Genomic DNA, 19,325 nt, shown 5'->3' with positions numbered 1-19,325 from the left:
ACAGAGGCGTGCCCTCCGAGGAGAAAGGCGATGGCTGTCGAAATCCGCCCGACCGGCAAGGAAGTGTTCTTTCCGGCGGGTGAGCTGATCGTCTCCAAAACGGATCTGAAGGGCCGCATCACTTACGCCAACAGCACGTTCTGCCACATCGCCGGCTACAGCGAGGCGGAGCTGCTCGGCCAGCCGCACAGCATCATCCGTCATCCCGACATGCCGCGCGCGGTGTTCCGTCTGGTGTGGGACACCATCGCGGCCGGCCGCGAGATCTTCGGCTACGTCAAGAACATGGCGCGCAGCGGCGACCATTATTGGGTGTTCGCGCACATCACCCCGTCGTTCGACCAGCACGGCAACATCGTCGCCTACCACTCCAATCGTCGCACGCCGGATCCGAGCGTGGTCGCCAACGCGATCGCGCCGCTCTACGCCGAGGTGCTGCGGGTCGAGCAGGGGCACGCCAACGGCAAGCAGGCGGTCGAGGCCGGCCTCAAGGCGCTGACCGATTTCGTCGCCTCCAAGAAAGTCAGCTATGACGAACTTATGTTCGCTCTCCAAAGCGCAGCTTAACCTCGCCGTCATCATCGTCGCATCGTCGATCGCGCTGGCGTTGGAGGCGCTGGACTATCGTCCGGCGGCGATGACGATCCAGGGCTTTGCGATTTTGGCGAGCTGTCTGGCGCTGTATCGCATGGTGCAGACCACGCGGCTCATCAGTCAGGCGCGCGAGGTCTGCCTGCGAATTGCCGCCGGCGACTTCGAAGCCCGCATCCTGCGGATTCCCGACAATGGCCGCACCGGCGACATGCTGCGCGCCGTCAACGACGTAATCGACGGCTGCGACGCCTTCGTGCGGGAGGCCACCGCCGCGATGGACGCGGTGCAGCACCGCCGTTACTTCCGCCGCATCCTGCCGGGCGGCTTGCACGGCGCGTTGCTGCGCGGCGCCAAGACCATCAACGCCGCAACCGATAGTATCGAGCAGCGGATCAACACCTTCGCCCAACAGGCGGAGCAGCTCGAAAACGCGGTCACCGGCGTCGTGTCCTCGCTCGACGAGGATTCCCGCGGCATGCGTGACACCGCCGGCAGCCTGACCAGCGGCGCTTCGCTCACCCGTGAGCGCCTGACCACCGTCGCAGCGTCGGCCGAGCACGCCAGCAGCAACATGCGCAGCGTTGCCGCCGCCACCACGGAACTGTCGGCGAGCGCCCGCGAGGTCGGCGCCGAAATCGGTCGTTCCGCCGAAGTGGTCGGCCGTGCGGTGAGCCGAGTGTCGGAAGCGTCGGCCAATGTCGCCAGCCTGCGCAGCGTCGCCGAACGGATCTCCGAAGTTGTGAAGTCGATCGAAGTGATCGCCGGACAGACCAACCTGCTGGCGCTCAACGCCACCATCGAAGCGGCGCGCGCCGGCGAGGCCGGCCGCGGCTTTGCGGTGGTTGCCGCCGAAGTGAAAGCGCTGGCCGAGCAGACCGCCAAGTTCACCGGCGAGATCGAAGCGCAGGTCGAGCACGTCCACAGCGCTGCCGACCTCGTCAGCCGTTCGATCGGCGAGATCGGCTCGGTTATGAGCGAAGTCGATGACATTACAGCCGCTGTCGCCGGTGCCGCCGAAGCGCAATCGGCCGCCACGGCCGATATCGCCAAGAATATCGAGCTGGCCTACGACGTGGTCAGCGAGATCACCGGCAGCATCCAGACCGTCACCGAGAGTGCCCGCGACACCGAGCAATACGCCGCCTCGACCATGACGGCCTCGACCGACCTGTCGTCGCAGTCGGAGATGCTGGCGCACCGGATCCGAGACTATCTCGCCCGCGTTCGTGCCGACATGCTGGCCCAGCGCGCGGCCTGAGCGGCAGCCTGGAGCTTGCTGAGAATCACTGGCAGTTAGCTTTGGCCGGCGCATACCGACCGTTGACGCTGGCGGCGGATGGGCCTGTCAGCAACCTGTCAGGCGCGGTAGCATAGGAAAGCAGCTCGTTGCGGCGGCTGCGGGGAGCCGGCGCGTCCGGCATCCCAGGCCGGCACAGGTGCCAGTGACAGACCCATGCTCCGCCTTTCGACGATTCCGACTTTGCTGATGGCCGCTGTGCTGGCTTGCGCGACTGCGCATGCCGGCGACGAGCTGTCGATCTCCAAGCAGCAGGCCGAGCGGGTCGGGATCGAGACCTCGCCGCTGGAGAAGCAGCCTGCCGCGGCCGGCCTCAGCTTCCCGGGCAAGATCGCGGTGCCGCCGGATCGCAGCCGGCTGATGAACGCGCCGCTCGGCGGCCGGATCGAGCGGCTGCTGGTGCGCACCGATTCAGTCGTGAAGGCCGGCGATCTGCTCGCCGAGATCCAGAGCCCGGCGCTCGCCAATGCCCAGGCGGAATATCTGGTCGCCTACAACAAAGAGCGGCTGCTCAAGACCAATCTCGACCGCGAGGAGCAGCTTGCACCTTATGGCGCCGTGACCAAGAAGCAGGTCATCGTCACCCAGAGCGAATACGAACAGGCCCGCGCCACCGCGGCCGAGCGCCGCCAGGCGCTGCTGCATTACGGCATGACCGAAGCCGCGGTCGACAAGCTGGCGGCGAGCCAGAAGCTCGACCCCAGGCTGACGCTGATCGCGCCGATCGATGGCGTGGTGCTGGAAAGTCCGACCACGCCCGGCCAGACCGTCGAGGCGCTGGCTTTGGTGTTCAAGCTGGTGCAGCTCGCGCCGCTGTGGGCCGAAATTCAGGTGCCGGCGCTGCGGGCGGAGGATTTCGCGGTCGGCGCCCGCGTCACGCTGCGCGGCCATGATTGCATCGGCAAGGTGGTGTCGATCGGCTCCAGCGTCGAGCCGACCTCGCAGACCGTGATCGTCCGCGCCCAGTTCGACGAGCCTGATACCGACCTGCGGCCCGGCCAGGTGGTCGAAGCGCAGATCGCTCCGATCACCAGCGGTTCGGCCGAATGGCGCGTGCACAGCGGCGCGATGGTGCGGCGGGGCAAGGACGCCTTCGTGTTCGTGCAGACCGACAGCGGCTTCGTTGCCACGCCGGTGAAGATCCGCGAGGAGCTGCCGCAGTTCGCGGTGGTCAGCGGCAGCTTCCGCGGCGACGAGCGGATCGCGGTGCGCGGCATCGCCGCGCTGAAGGGCGCCTGGCAGGGACTCGGCGGGGTCGAGTAAATGTTGACCCGTCTCGTCGAATTTTCGCTGTCGCATCGCCTGCTGGTGGTGCTGGCCACGCTGCTGCTGATCGGCGCCGGCGTGCTGGCGTTCCGGCATCTGCCGATCGACGCGTTTCCGGACGTGTCGCCGGTCCAGGTCAAGATCATCATGAAGGCCACGGGCATGACGCCCGAGGAAGTCGAGACCCGGGTGACGATGCCGCTCGAGCTCGAGATGCTCGGCATCCCCAACAAGACCATCCTGCGCTCGACCACCAAATACGGCCTCGCCGACGTCACCATCGATTTCGCCGACGGCGTCGACATCTATTGGGCGCGCAATCAGGTCGCCGAACGGCTGGCGTCGGCGATGAAGGACATGCCCGACGGGCTGACCGGAGGTCTGGCGCCGATCACCACGCCGCTCGGCGAGATGTTCATGTTCACCATCGAGGGCGGCGACCTGACAATGGCCGAGCGGCGGACGCTGCTCGATTGGACCATCCGTCCCGCGCTCCGCACGCTGCCCGGCGTCGCCGACGTCAACTCGCTCGGCGGCTTCGTCCGCAGCTTCGAAATCGTGCCCGACAATCTGGCGATGGCCTCGCACGGCATCACCATCGATATGCTGGAGAAGGCGATCGAGAAGAATAACCGCAACGGCGGCGCCGGGCGGCTGTCGGCCGGCGAGGAAGTGCTGCTGGTCCGGGTCGACGGTCAGGTCCGCACGCTCGATGATTTGCGCGACATCGTGCTGGCCTCGCGCGACGGCGGCATGGTGCGGGTGCGTGACGTTGCCGAAGTGCGGATCGGCAGCATCACCCGCTACGGCGCAGTGACGCGCGACGGCCAGGGCGAAGCGGTGCAGGGCCTGGTGCTCGGCCTGCGCGGCGCCAATGCGCGCGACGTGGTCGAAGGCGTTCGCGCCAAGTTCAAGGAGCTGGAGCCGACGCTGCCGAAGGGCGTGACGCTGAACGTGTTCTACGATCGCGGCGACCTGGTCGGCCGCGCCGTCGGCACGGTGTCGAAGTCGCTGCTCGAAGCCGTGGTGCTGGTGATCGTGCTGCTCATCCTGTTCCTCGGCGATTGGCGTGCCGCGCTGGTGGTGGCGCTGACGCTGCCGCTGTCGGCGCTCGCTACCTTCGTGCTGATGCGGTTCGCCGGCATGTCGGCAAACCTGATGAGCCTCGGCGGTTTGGCAGTCGCGATCGGCATGCTGATCGACGCCGCGGTGGTGGTGGTCGAGAACGTCGTGTCGCATCTGGCGCATGATCGCCACGCGGCGCAGGTGCCGCTGCTGCACCGGATCTATCAGGCGCTGCGCGAAGTCGTGGTGCCGGTCACCTCGGGCATCGGCATCATCGTCATCGTGTTCCTGCCGCTGCTGACGCTGCAGGGGCTGGAAGGCAAGTTGTTCATCCCGGTGGCGCTGGCGATCGTGTTCGCGCTCGGCTCGTCGCTGCTGTTGGCGCTGACCGTGATCCCGGTGCTGGCGTCGCTGCTCTTAAAGACGGCCGGCCACGGCGACACCTGGCTGGTGCGTAAGATCAGCGCCGGCTACACGCCGGTGCTGCGGTTCGCGCTGAATCACGAGAAGGCGGTGCTGGCCGTGTCGGCGCTGGCGCTGGTCGCCACCGTGTTCGCCTATGCGCAGCTCGGCAAGATCTTCATGCCGACGATGGAAGAAGGCACGCCGATTATCAGCGTCGAGAAGCTGCCGTCGATCGGGCTGGAGGAGAGCGTCAATCTGGATCTCAGGATCCAGCAGGCGGTGATGGGCGCGGTGCCGGAGGTCAGGAGCATCGTGGCTCGCGTCGGCTCCGATGAACTCGGCCTCGACCCGATGGGCCTCAATCAGACCGACACCTACATCATTCTCAAGCCCGAGGCGGAGTGGCGCCGGCCGCACGACAAAGACTGGCTGATGGGCGAGCTGCGCAAGGCGCTCGCCGGGTTCCCGGGCATCGGCTTCTCGTTCACCCAGCCGATCGAGATGCGGGTGCAGGAGATGATCATCGGCGCCCGCGGCGATGTGGTGGCGAAGATCTTCGGCACCGACATCCCGACGCTCAACAGGCTGGCCGAACAGATCACCGCGACGCTGAAGACGCTGAAGGGCGCCGAAGACGTCCGCACTACGCTCAACGAAGGCTTCGAGTACTACAATGTGGGCATCGACCGGCTGCAGGCCGGCCGGCTCGGGCTCGACGTCGATGCGCTCACCGAGGCGCTGCGCACCCAGATCGAAGGCCGTCAGGCCGGAATCGTGGTCGAAGAAGGTCGCCGTACGCCGGTGCTGATCCGCGGTACCGAGTCGCTACGCGAGTCGCCGGCGCGGCTTGCCGGCATCAATTTGGTACTCGCCGACGGCAAGTCGGTGCCGCTCGCCAATGTCGCCAAGCTGGAGCGGATCGACGGGCCGGTGAAGATCGACCGCGAGAACGGCAAGCGGCTGGCGCTGGTGATGAGCAACGTCTCGGGCCGCGACCTGGTCGGCTTCGTCGACGAGGCCAAGGCGGCGGTCGCCGCCAAGGTCAAGCTGCCGGAAGGCTACAGCATTGTCTGGGGCGGCCAGTTCGAGAACCAGCAGCGCGCCGCGGCTCGGCTCGGCGTCGTGGTGCCGATCGCGCTGGCTCTGGTGTTCCTGTTGCTGTTCGTCACCTTCTCGTCGCTGCGGCAGTCGTTGCTGGTGTTCATCAACATCCCGTTTGCGCTGATCGGTGGCGTGTTTAGCCTACTGATCACCGGCGAATATCTGTCGGTGCCGGCCTCGGTCGGCTTCATCGCGCTGCTCGGCATCGCGGTGCTGAACGGTCTGGTGCTGGTGTCGTATTTCAACATGCTGCGCAGCCAGGGCCTGCCGCCGGATCAGATCGTCGAACTCGGTGCCCAGCGGCGGCTGCGGCCGATCCTGCTCACCGCGAGTATCACCGGGTTCGGCCTGGTGCCGCTGCTCTACGCCACCGGTCCGGGCGCAGACGTGCAGCGGCCGCTGGCGGTGGTGGTGATCGGCGGTCTCGTCACCTCGACGCTACTGACGCTGGTGATCCTGCCGGTGCTGTATCGCCGCTTCGGGATTCCGCCGAAACCGTCGGAGGCCCAGCCATGAGTGCGATGGTGCTGACCCTGCTGGTGCCGGTAGCGCTGAAGGACGACGTGATCGCCGCGATGCTGTCACACGAGCCGACCGCGCGCGTCGGCTTCACAGCGCGGGAGGTCGAAGGTTATGGCCGCGACGTCGACTACGACAGCGTGGTCGAACAGGTCCGCGGTCACACGCTGTCGGTCGAGATCGTCGTCACCGCCGACGACGCCGAACTGCGCGGTCTGCTCGACACGATCGGCGACGAATTCGGCGGTCGCGGTCTGCGCTGGCGGATCGTGCCCGCGCCTGCTGTCGGGACGCTGTAGGCGGGCAGGCCGCAGGTTCCGCACCGGAACCCGGAGAATAATTTCGCCTTTCGCGCCTTCCGGAGAGCATGATTCTCTCCACCCCGAAAGGCCCCGGCAACTTCCTGCTTAATTTTCAGGCCGTATTTACCGGTATCCGGGCGATGCGTACATCCAGCCTCGAAAGGCGCGCCAATTGGCGAGCCGGCTGGAGGATCGGTCGATGCAGATGCCCGAATTGGTGATCGTGTTGGGGTTTGCCATCGGCGCCGCATTTGGCGTCGCGGGGCTGCTGAGCGGCTTCTGCCTGATGAGCGGCCTGCGCGATTACTGGACCAAGGACGACGGCCGCAAGCTGCGCAGCTACGCGGTGGCGCTGGCGGTCGCGATCGTCGGCACGCAACTGATCTCCGGCCTCGGCTATGTCGATATCGGCAAGTCGCTGTATCTGCAGCCGTCGTTCTCCGCCCCGCTGATCTTTCTCGGCGGCCTGATGTTCGGCCTCGGCATGGTGCTGGCGAACGGCTGCGCGTCGCGCGCGCTGGTGCTGCTCGGCAAGGGCAATCTTCGCTCGCTGCTGGTGGTCGGGATCATCGCGGTCGCTGCGCAGATCACCCTGAAGGGCCTGATCGCACCGGCGCGGCTCGCTTTCCTGCAGTGGACTCAGGTATCGCCGCCGCACGTCTCGGTGCCGTCGCTGATCGGCGCGCTGGGCGTCGGTGAGGCCTTCGCCCAGATCGCTGCGGTGCTGATCGCGGCCGGTGCGCTGCTGGTGTTCGCATTCTCCGACCGCTCGTTCCGTCGCGCCACCGGCCAGATCACCGCGGGTGCATTGATCGGTCTGTTGGTCGTCGCCGGCTGGCTTGCCACCGGTTACTTCGGTGCCGACGAGTTCAACCCGATCCCGGCGACCTCGTTGAGCTTTGTCGCGCCGCTGGCCGATACGCTGCAATACGCGATGTTCTCGACCGGCCTGACGCTGAGCTTCGGCGTTGCACTGGCGGTCGGCGTGTTCGCCGGCAGCGCCACGACTGCGCTACTCACCGGCCGGTTCGCACTGGAGGGCTTCACCTCGGCGCCGCACATGCTGCGCTCGACGCTGGGCGCCGCGCTGATGGGCGCCGGCGGTGCGATGGCCTATGGCTGCTCGGTCGGGCAGGGCCTCACCGGCCTGTCGACGCTGGCGCTGCCGTCGTTCATCGCGGTCGCCGGCATCGTCGGCGGCGCCGCGCTCGGCATCCGCCGCTTCGCGCCGGTCGCTGCGCTGGCGACGCGGTGAGAGCTAAAAGCAGTCATTCCGGGGCGCGCGCGACAACGCGCGAACCCGGAATCCCGAGATTGCTTCAAAGAGATTCCGGGTTCGCGAGCCGCGCTCGCGCCCCGGAATGACCAACCCGAGTTCTCTCATCTGACCTGACGGCAACGTGATGCCCCGGCACCGCTCGCTCGCAGATGACTTCGGCAGCGGGTGCGGTTAGCGTGCGCGTCAAACAAACCTTCCGGGAGGAGTACGATGAAGTCGTTGTTCAAGGCTGCCGCTGCGGCGGCGCTGCTGATTGCCGCTGCGGCCCCTGGCTTTGCGGCCGATGCCAAGTCGCATCGGGTCGCGATCCAGGTCGATCAGAACGATCCCGCGGTGATGAACCTGGCGCTGAACAACGCCGCCAACATCATCGAATACTACAAGGCCAAGAACGAGGACGTTCAGGTCGAGGTCGTCACCTTCGGGCCCGGCCTGCACATGCTGCGCGCCGATTCATCGCCTGTGAAGGACCGGATCAAGCAGATCGCCGACGGCGCGTTTCCATCAGCCATCAAGTTCGCGGCCTGCGAGAACACCAAGACCGGCATGGAAAAGCATGAGGGCCACGCCGTCAGCCTCATTCCGCAAGCGAGTGCGGTGCCGTCGGGTGCGGTGCGTCTGATGGAGCTGCAGGACGACGGCTGGGCTTATTTGCGGCCGTAAAGTCCGGCGTCCGGCGTCGCCGCAGCAATTCGCGCCAGGCATCGAAGCGGCGGCGGATCAGCTCGCGCGGTGAGCCGTCAACCAGCACCGCGATGCCGATGCGGGCGCCGAGCATCATGCCGGCGATGGCGATCGGCCACGACAGCGCCATCACCGAGCCGGCGGTGATGCCCTGGCCGATGGTGCAGCCGCCGGTCAGGATGCCGCCGAATCCCATCAGTGCAGCGCCAGCGACGTGACGGCGCATTTCGTGGTCGTCGTCGAATGCTTCCCAGCGCAGCTCGTCGGTGTGCCAGGCAGCAAGAAACGCACCTGCGACCACGCCGAACACGGTGCCGACGCCGAAGTCGGCGAAGTTGGCGACGTTGAGCAGCCCGGCATACACTGCTTTGCCGACCGTCGAGACGAAGGTCAGGCTTTGCGGATGCACCGGCCCGGCGAACGGATCGGCGAGCTTGGTGGTGGCGAGCCAGCCGACCACCGTCAGCACGCCGAGCGCGACGCCGGCTGCCAGCAGCCGCGGCGTTCGGCGCAGCCGCTTGTCGCCCAGCGCGATCAGGCACAGCAGGCCGCCGCCCAGCGCGGCGATCACCGCGCGCAGATCCATTCCAGAGAGATGCTGAGTGAGCGCCGCCAGATCGGTGTTGACGCCCTCCGGCATCGTGATCGCAAAACGCTCCAGCACCGTGATGCGGAAGCCGGAGAACATCCCGCGCAGCGTCGCATAGGCGGCGCCGCCGAGCACCAGGATCACCACGAAGCTGCGCAGATCGCCGCCGCCGAGCCGCACCAGCGAACCGAAGCCGCAGGTGCCGACGAACGCCATGCCGATGCCGAACAGCACGCTGCCGATCGCGATCGAAATCAGCGGCAGCGCTGGGGCGGTATAGTTGGATTGGCCGGGATCGAGCTGGCCGGCGATCACCAGTGCCTGGGTACCGAGCAGCGCGATGCCGAGCGCCAGACCGAAGATGCGCAGCCGGCGCGTATCACCGCCCATCAGCGCGTCTTCGACCGCCCCGAACGAGCACAGCCGCGCCAACCGCACGAAAAAACCGGCGACGACGCCGACGCACAAGCCGGCCAGTGCGAGCATCCAGGCGGATGCATCCTGCATGGGGTTCCCTCGTTTGCGCTCAGGCGTACGATGCGCGCTTGCGTCGGCTTATTGTTAGCGTGCCGCGAGGGATGGCTTACTTCTGGCCGTCCCGAGCGGACGAGCAGAAGATATCATAGATCACCGAGATCACGCGACGGACGTCATCATTGGCCAGGCTGTAGTAAATGGTCTTACCATCCCGCCGGGTGTCGACCATGCCGTCGTAGCGCAGCCGTGCAAGCTGCTGCGAGACCGCCGACTGCCGCAGCGACAGGATGTTCTCCAGCTCGCTGACCGAGCGTTCGCGCTCGGCGAGCAGGCACAGCAGCAACAGCCGGTTCTCGTGCGACACCGCCTTGAGGAAGTTGCTCGCCTTGCGCGCCCGGCGCATCAGCATGTCGAGCTCGGGCGAGTACTCCGCGCCGTCGCGCAGTTCGGTCTCGATATCGGGTTCGAGGATCGGGGGCATGGCGATCAGCTAACGTCTCCGTTGGCGTTGCGATACGATCAGATGTGACTGCGCGGCGGCGCGATCTTGGTGGCAAGCGCGCCGAGCAGACCCCAGAACGCGTCGTCGTTGATATAGCCGGTGATACGCCCGACTTCGCGGCCCTGGTCGATGACCACGAAAGTTGGCGTAAACCGCACCGGACTTGCAAGTCCGAGGCCAGGATCTTTGTCGTGGTCGATGTTGATGCGGCGCAGCGGCAGCAGCTTGGCCTCATCGGTCTTGGGATAGATCGGGCCGACATCGCGATCCCAGCGCGCGCACCAGACGCAGCCGTCGCGCTCGAACATCACCAACTCGGCCGCGTGCGCCGCCACAGCTGATAGCTGCGCCGCACCCAACAGAATCGCGCCGATGAGAGTCGATTTCAGCATCTTCCGGGTCATTCTATGATACATATAGACGAATTCGCATGTATAAACTAGGGGCGGAAGCGCGGTGGTTTCGAATATCTCGCTGGTCGGCGCCTTCGGGGCCGGGGTGTTGTCGTTCCTGTCGCCCTGCGTGTTGCCGCTGGTGCCGCCTTATCTTTGCTTTCTGGCCGGCGTCAGCCTCGATCAGCTGACCCGCGGTGCCGATCAGCCGTCCAAGGCGATCGACGGGCGCGTAGTCGGCGCTTCGCTGGCGTTCGTGCTTGGCTTTTCCACCGTGTTCGTCGCGCTCGGGGCATCCGCCTCGGCGATCGGCAAGGCGGTGACCGACCATTTCGAAGCGCTCGGCATCGTGGCCGGGATCATCATCATTGTGCTCGGGCTGCATTTCCTTGGGCTGTTCCGGATCGGCCTGTTGTATCGCGAGGCCCGGTTTCACAACGTCAGCCGCGGCGTCGGCTTCCTCGGTGCCTATGTGGTCGGCCTTGCCTTTGCGTTCGGCTGGACGCCGTGCGTCGGGCCGGTGCTGGCGACGATCCTGCTGGTGGCCGGCGTCGAGGGCTCGGCGGCGCACGGTGCGGTGCTGCTCGGCGCGTATTCGCTCGGGATCGGGCTGCCGTTCCTGCTGGCGTCGCTGTTCTCCGGCGCGTTCATCCGGCTGATGGCGCGGCTGCGCGCGCAGATGGCGACGGTCGAGAAAGTGATGGGCGGCGCATTGGTGCTGACCGGCGTTCTGTTTCTCACCGGCGCGATGCCGAAGATTTCCGGGTGGCTGCTGCAGACGTTTCCCGCCTTTGGCGAGATCGGCTGACGGCGCTCGGCAACAGGGAGGACGGTGATGACGAAGACTGGAGTCTCGCGCCGCGGCGCCATTGCCACGCTGGGATTTGGCGCGCTCGGTGCGCTGTCGCTGCGTCCTGCGCCGGCAATGGCGGCGGAGCCGGTGCTGGGCGACGACGGGCTGTATCAGCTCGACTGGTACCTGCAGAGCTTCCTCGATCTGAAGGAAGATCTCGAAGGCGCCACCGCCAAGGGCAAGCGCTTCGCGATTCTATGGGGGCTCAAGGGCTGCCCTTACTGCAAGAAGCTGCACGACGTGCATATGCGCGATCCGGCGATCGAGAGCTACATCCGCGATAATTTCGAGATCGTGCATCTCAATCATATCGGCGCCCGCGAAGTCACCGATTTTGGCGGCAGCAAACTGAGCGAGAAGGCGTTCGCCCAGGCCTACGGCATTCGCTTCACCCCGTCGCTGCAGTTCTTCCCCGACAGCGCCGATGGCCTCGCCGCCAAGAAGCCGCAGGACCGCGAAGTCGCCCGCATGCCCGGCCTGTTCGAGCCGCCGGAATTCCTGGCGATGTTCAAATACGTCCGCGAGAACGGCTATCAGTCGATGCCGTTCACCGACTGGCTGAAACGGCCAGTGTAAGAAACACTTAGTATCAATGTCATTCCGGGGCGCTCGCGCTCAGCGAGCGAACCCGGAATCTGGAGCTGTGGGACACCCGGCCGTCGCTACCAACTCGGGATTCCGGGTTCGCAGGCTTCGCCTGCGCCCCGGAATGACTCGGGCGTCAGAAATCCAGCTTATCTTTGATCGCTTCGATGCCGGCTTTGGCGCAGGCTTCGTCCGCTTCGCCGCCGGGAGCGCCGGAGACGCCGATGCCGGCGACCAGTGAACCGGCGGCTTCGACGATCAGTCCGCCGCCGAGCACGACGACGCCGGGCAGGTCGCGCAAACCTGATTGCGGCATGCCCGGCTTGGTCATGTTGGCGAGTTCGCCAGTGCCGGTTTTGAATGACACCGCAGTCCAGGCTTTACCGGTCGCAGTGCTTGGGGTGTGAGCGCCAGCGAAGCGGTCGCGCAGCATCACCTGCGGCAGGCCGCTGCGATCGACGACCGCCACCGCGACCTGAAAGCCCTGCTTGCGGCATTCGCCGAGCGCGGCTTTTGCCGCGTCCAGCGCCAATTCCGGGCTGAGCGACTTGCTGGTCACCAGCGCGTCGTCGGCGCGGGCTGGTGTGGCCAACAGCGTGAGGCCGACCACGACTAATCCGATCCTACTGAGCATCAGAATGCTCCATCTTCGATGAGGAATGTGTCTGGTTCGTCGTCATTGCGAAAAGCATCCCGGATCGACGCTTCGCGTCGTCCGGGCACAAGCTCCGCGACGAAGCAATCCGTGTCGATAAAGAGCTCGATTGCTTCGCTTCGCTCGCAATGACGCAATTATTGGTGGTCCTATTCCTTGTTCACCGGCGATTCCGGATCGAACAGGAATGCCATCACGTCCTTGATCTGCTGTTCGGTGAGGAAGCCGTTGGTGCCGAACCGCGGCATGTTCGAGCACGGCACCACTGCCTGCGAATTGTAGATCTTGGTGTAGGCCTGCTTGATCTCGGCTTCGGTGTAGTTGCGGTCCTTGCCGTAGTGGGTCAGGCTCGGGCCGAGCGTGCCGAACGACACTTCCGACTTCGCCATCTGATGGCAGGCGTAGCAATTGCCGCCATGCACTGTTTCCGGCTTGTCGGAGAACTGGCCGCCTTGGCCGTTATTGGCGATCTTGGCGCCTTCCTTCCAATTGCCGAGGAATTTGCCATCGGCCGGATACACCACCTTGGTGATCTCGCGCTTCATGATCGCATCGCCGACCTCGTGCGGCACGTCGTTGCGATACTTGTTGCAAGCCTGCATCGTCTCGTCGGGGACGATGCGCTGCTGCCAGTCTTCCGGCGCCTTGCCGAACGTCGCCTTGATGTAACCGTCGACGGTTTCGGGCGAGACCTTCGCGGCGACGGTCGCGGTCTTGGCGGGCGCCGGCGAGGGGCCGGGCTTCGTCGCCTCGACTGTCTTGTCGGCGGCCTTGCTCATCGCGCCGGACGGCTTGGCGACTGGCTGATCGGCGGCGTGGCTCGCGATCGGGGCGGCGCAGCTCAGCGCGCCGCCGAGGGCGAGCGCCAGCATCGAAACGTGCAACTTCGTCATGGCGTCGCCTCCCTCAGCGCTTGATCGACGGCACGGCGAGTTCGCCGCCCGCCGCGATCTTGTTGAGATACAGCGTCAGCGCGGTGATGCCGTCGGAGCCGTATTCCGGCGCCGGCCAGCGCTGCTGGCGATAACAGTCCCACAGCCGGTGCTGGAATGTGCGCAGCGCGCTCTGCGACACGCGGTAGGTCGGCCAGCTCGCCATCGTTACTTGCGCGTCCTTGCCGGGTCCGGCGAGGTAGGGCAGGGCCTGCAGGCGGATGCGCTTGCCTTCGGCGCCGTGGCAGGTCGAGCAGGAGAAATCCATCACGCCGCCGCGGCGGTGGAACAGCTCTTCGCCGACAGCGGCCATTTCCTGCTCTTTAGGATGGCTGAGCTGCGGCTCGATCTTCATGCCGCTGGATTTGTTGGCGATGAACGCCACTAAGTCTTCCATGTCGGAAGGTTTGCCCGGACCTGAGAAGCGGCGCGCGACCACGTCCTTGGTGTCGAGTCCCTGGAGGTTCTGCATGCACCACAGCAGGCGCTGCTCCAGATCCATCACCCGGTCGGCATCCTTGAAGTAGCGCGGCAGCTGCGCGAACGCGCCTTCGAGCTTGCCGGCGCCGAGACCGAGATCGCAGCTTTCGAGCGAGACATTCTTGGTGCCGCGCTTCTCCGCCCACAATTGTTCGCCACGATCGACCGCAAGGAATCCGGGATTGGACATCGGGTCGGAAATCATCTCGCGATAGCGCTCGATTTCCTTCTCGCTGGCGTCCTGCGCCTTTGCGACGATCGGCATTGTGCAAAGCACAACAGCGATCACCGCCGATAGAGCGGTGATGGGTCTCATGTGTCCTCCCTCCTCGGCGACCGTCTTGTGAGTTGCGGCCGACGATACCTCGGCGCGCTGCCTGGCATCTTTACATTCAAGAAAAACAATATAATGATGTTTGCGGATCATGACCGATCGCGCTTGCAATCGTCAAGCGTTAGTATGGCAAGGGACGCGAAAGACTCCCTGATGGAGGATGCCCAATGGTGTTCATGAAGACCGAGACGAGCCGTCGCGAGGCGTTGGCGCTGGCGGGCATCGCCGGCCTTGCCGCGCTCCTGGCGCCGCGGATGTCCTTCGCCGATGCGGCGATGGTCGATGCCGAGATCAAGAAGCTGTACGGCGATAAGAAGTTCGACAGCGGCAAGATCAAGCTCGACGTGCCGGAGATCGCCGAGAACGGCCTGGTCGTGCCGATCGCCGTCGACGTCGAAAGCCCGATGACCGATGCGGACTACGTCAAGGCCGTCCACGTGTTCGCCGATGGCAATCCGCTGCCCGGCATTGTCAGCTACAAGTTCACTCCGGCGTGCGGCAAGGCTTCGGCCTCGACCCGGATGCGGCTGGCGCAGACCCAGAACATCATCTGCATCGCGGAGATGTCGGACGGCAAGCTGTACTCGACCAAGTCGAGTGTGAAGGTCACCATCGGCGGCTGCGGCGGCTAATCCGGCAACGGCAACAATCCAGGCGAGGAAATTTCAATGTCCGTCAAACCGACTCCGCGCGTCCGCGTTCCGACCCAGGCCAAGCCGGGCGAACTGATCGAAATCAAGACGCTGATCTCGCACGAAATGGAATCCGGTCAGCGCAAGGACGCGTCCGGCAAGATCGTGCCGCGCAAGATCATCAACACCTTCACGGCCCAGTTCAACGGCAAGATGGTGTTCGAGGCCGAGTGGAATCCGGCGATCTCCGCCAACCCGTATCAATCGTTCTTCTACAAGGCGTCGGAGAGCGGCGAGTTTGCCTTCCTGTGGAAGGACGATGACGGCTCGGTGTACGAGTCCAAGCACAAGCTGACCGTCGCCTGATCGCGACCAACGTCACGACCTAACTATCCGTCGCAGACCACCGGGAGCCGGATCGGCTCTCGGAACGAGGATCTGCGGCTGAATCAGCGGCCGCCTGTCACGGTGGCGGTGCCGAACACGGCGCGAAGCAAGGGATGAAACGATGATCTCGAGGCGGGAATTCCTGCAGGCGACGGCCGCCGTATCGGCACTGACAATCGCCGGCGGCCTTGGGCCGATCGGACGGGTGGCGGCTCAGCAGCGGCTGACCCAGGGCGACATCTTCAAATTCGATCCGCTCGGCACGGTGACGCTGCTGCACATCACCGACACGCACGCTCAGCTCGTGCCGCTGCATTTCCGTGAGCCCTCGGTCAATCTCGGCGTCGGCGAGGTCAAGGGCAAGCCGCCGCATCTCACCGACGAGGAATTCCGCAAGTACTTCCATATCGCCACCGGGTCGCCGGATGCGTTCGCGCTGACCGCGGACGACTTCACCGCGCTTGCCCGCAACTACGGCAAGATGGGCGGCTTCGACCGCATCGCCACGCTGGTCAAGGCGATCCGCGCCGAGCGCGGCGCCGACAAGGTGTTGCTGCTCGACGGCGGCGATGCGCTGCAGGGCAGCTGGAGCTCGCTGAAGAGCAACGGCCAGGACATGATCGACGCGCTCGCCGGCCTCAAGGTCGATGCGATGACCGGCCATTGGGAATTCACCTACGGCGCCGACCGCGTCAAGGAAATCGCCGAGAAGGCGCCGTTCGCTTTCCTGGCGCAGAACGTCCGCGACATCGAATGGCAGGAGCCGGTGTTCGAGGCGCGCAAGATGTTCGAGCGCGGCGGCGTCAAGATCGCGGTGATCGGCCAGGCGTTGCCGCGCACCGCCGTCGCCAATCCGCGCTGGATGTTTCCGAACTGGGAGTTCGGCATCCGCGAGGAGGACATGCAGAAGCAGGTCGACGATGCGCGCGCCGAAGGCGCCGCGGTCGTGGTGCTGCTGTCGCACAACGGCTTCGATGTCGACCGCAAGCTTGCCGGCCGGGTGAAGGGCCTCGACGTCATCCTCACCGGCCACACCCACGACGCGATGCCCGGCGTGATCAAGGTCGGCGACACCGTGCTGGTGGCGTCGGGCTCGCACGGCAAGTTCGTGTCGCGGCTGGACATCAAGGTCGACGGCGGCAAGGTCGCGGACATCCGCTTCAAGCTGATGCCGGTGTTTGCCGACGCGATCGCGCCGGACCCGGAGATGGCCAAGCTGGTCGAGAAGTTGCGCGAGCCTTACGCCAAGGATCTCGCCCGCGTCGTCGGCAAGACCGACTCGCTGTTGTATCGCCGCGGCAATTTCAACGGCACCTTCGACGATCTGATCTGCGACGCGATGCTGAAGCAGCGCGACACCGAGATCGCGCTGTCGCCCGGCTTCCGCTGGGGCGGCACGCTGCTTCCGGAACAGAGCATCACCTGGGAGGCGATCACCAACGCCACCGCGATTACCTATCCGAACTGCTACCGCACCGAGATGACCGGCGAGCAACTCAAGAACGTGCTCGAAGACATCGCCGACAACATCTTCCATCCTGACCCGTACTATCAGGGCGGTGGCGACATGGTGCGCACCGGCGGCATGGGCTACGCGATCGACGTCTCCAAGGAGATGGGCTCGCGCATCTCCAACATGACGCATCTGGCGACCGGCAAGCCGATCGAGGCGTCGAAGAAGTACACGGTGTCCGGCTGGGCCAGCGTCAACCAGGGCACCGAAGGTCCGCCGATCTGGGAGGTGCTGGAGAAGCACGTCGCCAGCGCCGGCCCGGTAAAGATCGAACCCAACAGCGCGGTCAAAGTCTCCGGCGCCTGATCCGCGCCGGAAGTGCGGACCGGTGCGTTCCATACATTCACGTATCGCAATGAGAAAGAGGCTAGCGGCATGAGTGAAAAGCCCACATCCGACGTCCTCAACCGCCGCCGATTTCTCGGCGCGGCGGGGCTTGGTGCGGCCGGTCTCGCCGGTGCTGGGTCGATGCTGCCGTCGCTTGCGGCCAAAGCCGGTGAGGTAGCCAAGCCCGATCCCGCGATCACCGAAATCCAGGATTGGAATCGCTATCTCGGCGACGGCGTCGACAAGCGTCCCTACGGCGTACCGTCGAAATTCGAGAAGGACGTGATCCGCCGCGACGTGTCGTGGCTCACCGCGTCGCCGGAGTCCTCGGTCAACTTCACACCGCTGCATGCGCTCGACGGCATCATCACGCCGTCAGGCCTGTGCTTCGAACGGCATCACGGCGGCGTCGCCGAGATCGATCCGGCGCAGCACCGTCTGATGATTCACGGCCTGGTCGACACCCCGCTGGTGTTCACCATGGACGACATCAAGCGGATGCCGCGCGTCAACAAGATCTACTTCCTGGAGTGTGCGGCGAACTCCGGCATGGAGTGGCGCGGCGCGCAGCTCAACGGCTGCCAGTTCACCCACGGCATGATCCACAACGTGATGTACACCGGCGTCACGCTGAAGACGCTGCTCGATCAGGCCGGCGTGAAGTCGAACGCCAAATGGCTGCTGCTCGAAGGCGCCGACTCCGCCGGAATGGATCGGTCGCTGCCGCTGGAGAAGGCGCTCGACGACGTGATGATCGCCTATGCGATGAACGGCGAAGCGCTGCGTCCGGAAAACGGCTATCCGCTGCGCGCGGTGATCCCCGGCTGGCAGGGCAATCTGTGGGTGAAGTGGCTGCGCCGGATCGAAGTCGGCGACATGCCGTGGCAGACCCGCGAAGAGACATCGAAGTACACCGACCTGATGCCGGACGGCCGTGCGCGCAAGCATACCTTCGTGATGGACGCCAAGAGCGTGATCACCAGCCCGTCGCCGCAGATGCCGCTCAAATTCAAGGGGCGCAACGTGCTGACCGGCATCGCCTGGTCGGGCCGCGGCACCGTCAAGCGCGTCGACGTCTCGATGGATGGCGGACGCAACTGGTACGAAGCGCGGATCGACGGCCCGGTGCTGAACAAATCGATCGTGCGGTTCTATGTCGACTTCGACTGGAACGGCGAAGAGCTGATGCTGCAATCGCGCGCGATCGACGAGACCGGCTATGTGCAGCCGACCAAGGCGGAGCTGCGCAAGGTCCGTGGCGTCAACTCCGTGTACCACAACAACGGCATCCAGACCTGGCTCGTGCATCCCGACGGAGTGACCGAAAATGTCGAAATCGCTTAAGGCTCTCGCTGGGTTCGCCGTCGTTGCCGCGATGGCGCTGCCGCTGGCGCAGGCCGGCGCCGAACCCAAGCCGGGTCACAAGGCCAAGGACGCGGTGAAGGAAGCCAAAGCATCGGCGCAGGCCGCCGTGCCGGCTGCGCCGCCCGCACCGGTGAAGCTCGGTCTGGGCCGTCCGGCGCTGCCGGAAGAGATCGCGGCCTGGGACATCGATGTCCGTCCTGATGGTCAGGGGCTGCCGCCGGGCCGCGGCACCGCCAAGGAAGGCGATGCGCTGTTTCAGGAGAAGTGCTCGACCTGCCACGGCGAATTCGGCGAAGGCGTCGGCCGCTATCCGGTGCTGTCCGGCGGCCACGGCACACTGAAGGCGGATCGTCCCGATAAGACCATCGGCTCGTACTGGCCGGACGCCACCACGGTGTACGACTACGTCCGCCACGCGATGCCGTTTGGAAACGCGCGCTCGCTGAGCAACGACGAGATCTACGCGCTGACGGCGTACATCCTCAACATGAACGACGTCATCAAGGATCAGGACTTCGAGCTGAACCAGACCAATCTCGCCAAGGTGAAGATGCCCAACGCGGATGGTTTCTACGAAGACGATCGCGATACGGCCGAGAAGGCGTTCTGGAACAAGAATCCGTGCATGAAGGATTGTGGGCCTGCCCCGAAGGTGATCGGCCGCGCGATCGCAGTCGACGTCACGCCCGACGAAAAAGCCGGGCCGAAAGTGGACTGATACGTGATGGCGTACGCCGCGGTTCCAGCGCGGCGCGCGCCAAGTAATTGCACCAGCGTTCGGCTGGTTGAT

General features: G+C 65.4%; 20 protein-coding genes. 14 read left to right on the top strand and 6 right to left on the bottom strand.

Features of this window, described 5'->3' with window-relative positions; all coding sequences use genetic code 11:
- Positions 1–30: 30 nt before the first annotated feature.
- From RPPS3_RS22615 to RPPS3_RS22585, 7 genes are all read left to right on the top strand, one after another.
- Entirely contained in the window at positions 31–567 is a 537-nt protein-coding gene (locus tag RPPS3_RS22615) for a PAS domain-containing protein (protein ID WP_107346051.1), read from the top strand.
- A complete protein-coding gene (locus RPPS3_RS22610; RefSeq protein WP_107346050.1) occupies positions 530–1,852 on the top strand; it encodes a methyl-accepting chemotaxis protein in 1,323 nt (440 codons plus the stop codon). The genes RPPS3_RS22615 and RPPS3_RS22610 overlap by 38 nt, the downstream gene beginning before the upstream one ends.
- Positions 1,853–2,047: 195 nt before the next feature.
- On the top strand, positions 2,048–3,154 hold the full coding sequence (locus RPPS3_RS22605; protein WP_107346049.1) for an efflux RND transporter periplasmic adaptor subunit: 1,107 nt from the start codon (positions 2,048–2,050) through the stop codon (positions 3,152–3,154).
- Positions 3,155–6,244: an efflux RND transporter permease subunit gene (locus tag RPPS3_RS22600; RefSeq protein ID WP_107346048.1), complete on the top strand. Its 3,090-nt coding sequence runs from the start codon at positions 3,155–3,157 to the stop codon at positions 6,242–6,244.
- The gene (locus RPPS3_RS22595) at positions 6,241–6,546 is read left to right on the top strand and encodes a DUF3240 family protein (RefSeq protein WP_107346047.1); all 306 of its coding nucleotides are present in this window, start codon (positions 6,241–6,243) and stop codon (positions 6,544–6,546) included. Before RPPS3_RS22600 ends, RPPS3_RS22595 begins: the two co-directional genes overlap by 4 nt.
- Positions 6,547–6,748: 202 nt before the next feature.
- Positions 6,749–7,804, top strand: a complete 1,056-nt coding sequence (locus RPPS3_RS22590) for a YeeE/YedE family protein (RefSeq protein WP_107346046.1) — start codon at positions 6,749–6,751, stop codon at positions 7,802–7,804.
- Positions 7,805–8,038: 234 nt separating this feature from the next.
- Complete coding sequence (locus tag RPPS3_RS22585; protein WP_107346045.1) at positions 8,039–8,491, top strand: DsrE family protein; 453 nt, start codon at positions 8,039–8,041, stop codon at positions 8,489–8,491.
- Here the strand turns inward: RPPS3_RS22585 and RPPS3_RS22580 are convergent.
- From RPPS3_RS22580 to RPPS3_RS22570, 3 genes are all read right to left on the bottom strand, one after another.
- Complete coding sequence (locus RPPS3_RS22580; RefSeq protein WP_107346044.1) at positions 8,406–9,608, bottom strand: YeeE/YedE family protein; 1,203 nt, start codon at positions 9,606–9,608, stop codon at positions 8,406–8,408. The genes RPPS3_RS22585 and RPPS3_RS22580 overlap by 86 nt on opposite strands.
- Positions 9,609–9,684: 76 nt before the next feature.
- A complete protein-coding gene (locus RPPS3_RS22575; RefSeq protein WP_011160008.1) occupies positions 9,685–10,059 on the bottom strand; it encodes an ArsR/SmtB family transcription factor in 375 nt (124 codons plus the stop codon).
- A 38-nt stretch (positions 10,060–10,097) separates the two neighbouring features.
- Positions 10,098–10,496 carry a thioredoxin fold domain-containing protein gene (locus RPPS3_RS22570; protein WP_107346043.1) on the bottom strand — a complete coding sequence of 133 codons (399 nt, stop codon included), beginning with the start codon at positions 10,494–10,496 and terminating at the stop codon, positions 10,098–10,100.
- A 40-nt stretch (positions 10,497–10,536) separates the two neighbouring features.
- Between RPPS3_RS22570 and RPPS3_RS22565 the strand changes: the two genes are divergently transcribed.
- Positions 10,537–11,280 carry a cytochrome c biogenesis CcdA family protein gene (locus RPPS3_RS22565; protein WP_107346042.1) on the top strand — a complete coding sequence of 248 codons (744 nt, stop codon included), beginning with the start codon at positions 10,537–10,539 and terminating at the stop codon, positions 11,278–11,280.
- Between the two features lie 27 nt (positions 11,281–11,307).
- Positions 11,308–11,901, top strand: coding sequence for a SoxW family protein (locus RPPS3_RS22560; RefSeq protein WP_107346041.1), 594 nt, complete (start codon positions 11,308–11,310; stop codon positions 11,899–11,901).
- 145 nt (positions 11,902–12,046) lie between these two features.
- Here the strand turns inward: RPPS3_RS22560 and RPPS3_RS22555 are convergent, their stop codons facing one another.
- From RPPS3_RS22555 to soxA, 3 genes are all read right to left on the bottom strand, one after another.
- Positions 12,047–12,544 carry a GlcG/HbpS family heme-binding protein gene (locus tag RPPS3_RS22555; protein WP_107346040.1) on the bottom strand — a complete coding sequence of 166 codons (498 nt, stop codon included), beginning with the start codon at positions 12,542–12,544 and terminating at the stop codon, positions 12,047–12,049.
- A 170-nt stretch (positions 12,545–12,714) separates the two neighbouring features.
- Positions 12,715–13,458 (bottom strand): sulfur oxidation c-type cytochrome SoxX, encoded by a 744-nt coding sequence (soxX, locus tag RPPS3_RS22550; protein WP_107346039.1) that lies wholly within the window; start codon positions 13,456–13,458, stop codon positions 12,715–12,717.
- A 13-nt stretch (positions 13,459–13,471) separates the two neighbouring features.
- The gene (gene soxA, locus RPPS3_RS22545) at positions 13,472–14,293 is read right to left on the bottom strand and encodes a sulfur oxidation c-type cytochrome SoxA (RefSeq protein WP_107346038.1); all 822 of its coding nucleotides are present in this window, start codon (positions 14,291–14,293) and stop codon (positions 13,472–13,474) included.
- Positions 14,294–14,478: 185 nt separating this feature from the next.
- On the opposite strand from soxA, the gene soxY reads away from it, so the two are divergent.
- The 5 genes from soxY to RPPS3_RS22520 all read left to right on the top strand — a co-directional run bounded on the left by soxY (position 14,479) and on the right by RPPS3_RS22520 (position 19,253).
- The gene (gene soxY / locus RPPS3_RS22540; RefSeq protein ID WP_107346037.1) at positions 14,479–14,943 is read left to right on the top strand and encodes a thiosulfate oxidation carrier protein SoxY; all 465 of its coding nucleotides are present in this window, start codon (positions 14,479–14,481) and stop codon (positions 14,941–14,943) included.
- A 36-nt stretch (positions 14,944–14,979) separates the two neighbouring features.
- Positions 14,980–15,309: a thiosulfate oxidation carrier complex protein SoxZ gene (gene soxZ, locus RPPS3_RS22535; RefSeq protein ID WP_013502840.1), complete on the top strand. Its 330-nt coding sequence runs from the start codon at positions 14,980–14,982 to the stop codon at positions 15,307–15,309.
- Positions 15,310–15,451: 142 nt separating this feature from the next.
- Positions 15,452–17,149 carry a thiosulfohydrolase SoxB gene (gene soxB / locus RPPS3_RS22530; protein ID WP_107346036.1) on the top strand — a complete coding sequence of 566 codons (1,698 nt, stop codon included), beginning with the start codon at positions 15,452–15,454 and terminating at the stop codon, positions 17,147–17,149.
- A 69-nt stretch (positions 17,150–17,218) separates the two neighbouring features.
- Entirely contained in the window at positions 17,219–18,514 is a 1,296-nt protein-coding gene (gene soxC / locus RPPS3_RS22525) for a sulfite dehydrogenase (protein WP_107346035.1), read from the top strand.
- The gene (locus RPPS3_RS22520; protein WP_107346034.1) at positions 18,498–19,253 is read left to right on the top strand and encodes a c-type cytochrome; all 756 of its coding nucleotides are present in this window, start codon (positions 18,498–18,500) and stop codon (positions 19,251–19,253) included. The genes soxC and RPPS3_RS22520 overlap by 17 nt, the downstream gene beginning before the upstream one ends.
- The last annotated feature ends 72 nt before the right edge of the window (positions 19,254–19,325 follow it).

The organism is Rhodopseudomonas palustris (assembly GCF_003031265.1).
In the GTDB taxonomy this organism is placed as follows: domain Bacteria; phylum Pseudomonadota; class Alphaproteobacteria; order Rhizobiales; family Xanthobacteraceae; genus Rhodopseudomonas; species Rhodopseudomonas palustris_H.
The sequence above is the reverse complement of the archived record's forward strand: the minus strand, read 5'-3'. Positions and strand labels throughout refer to the sequence as shown.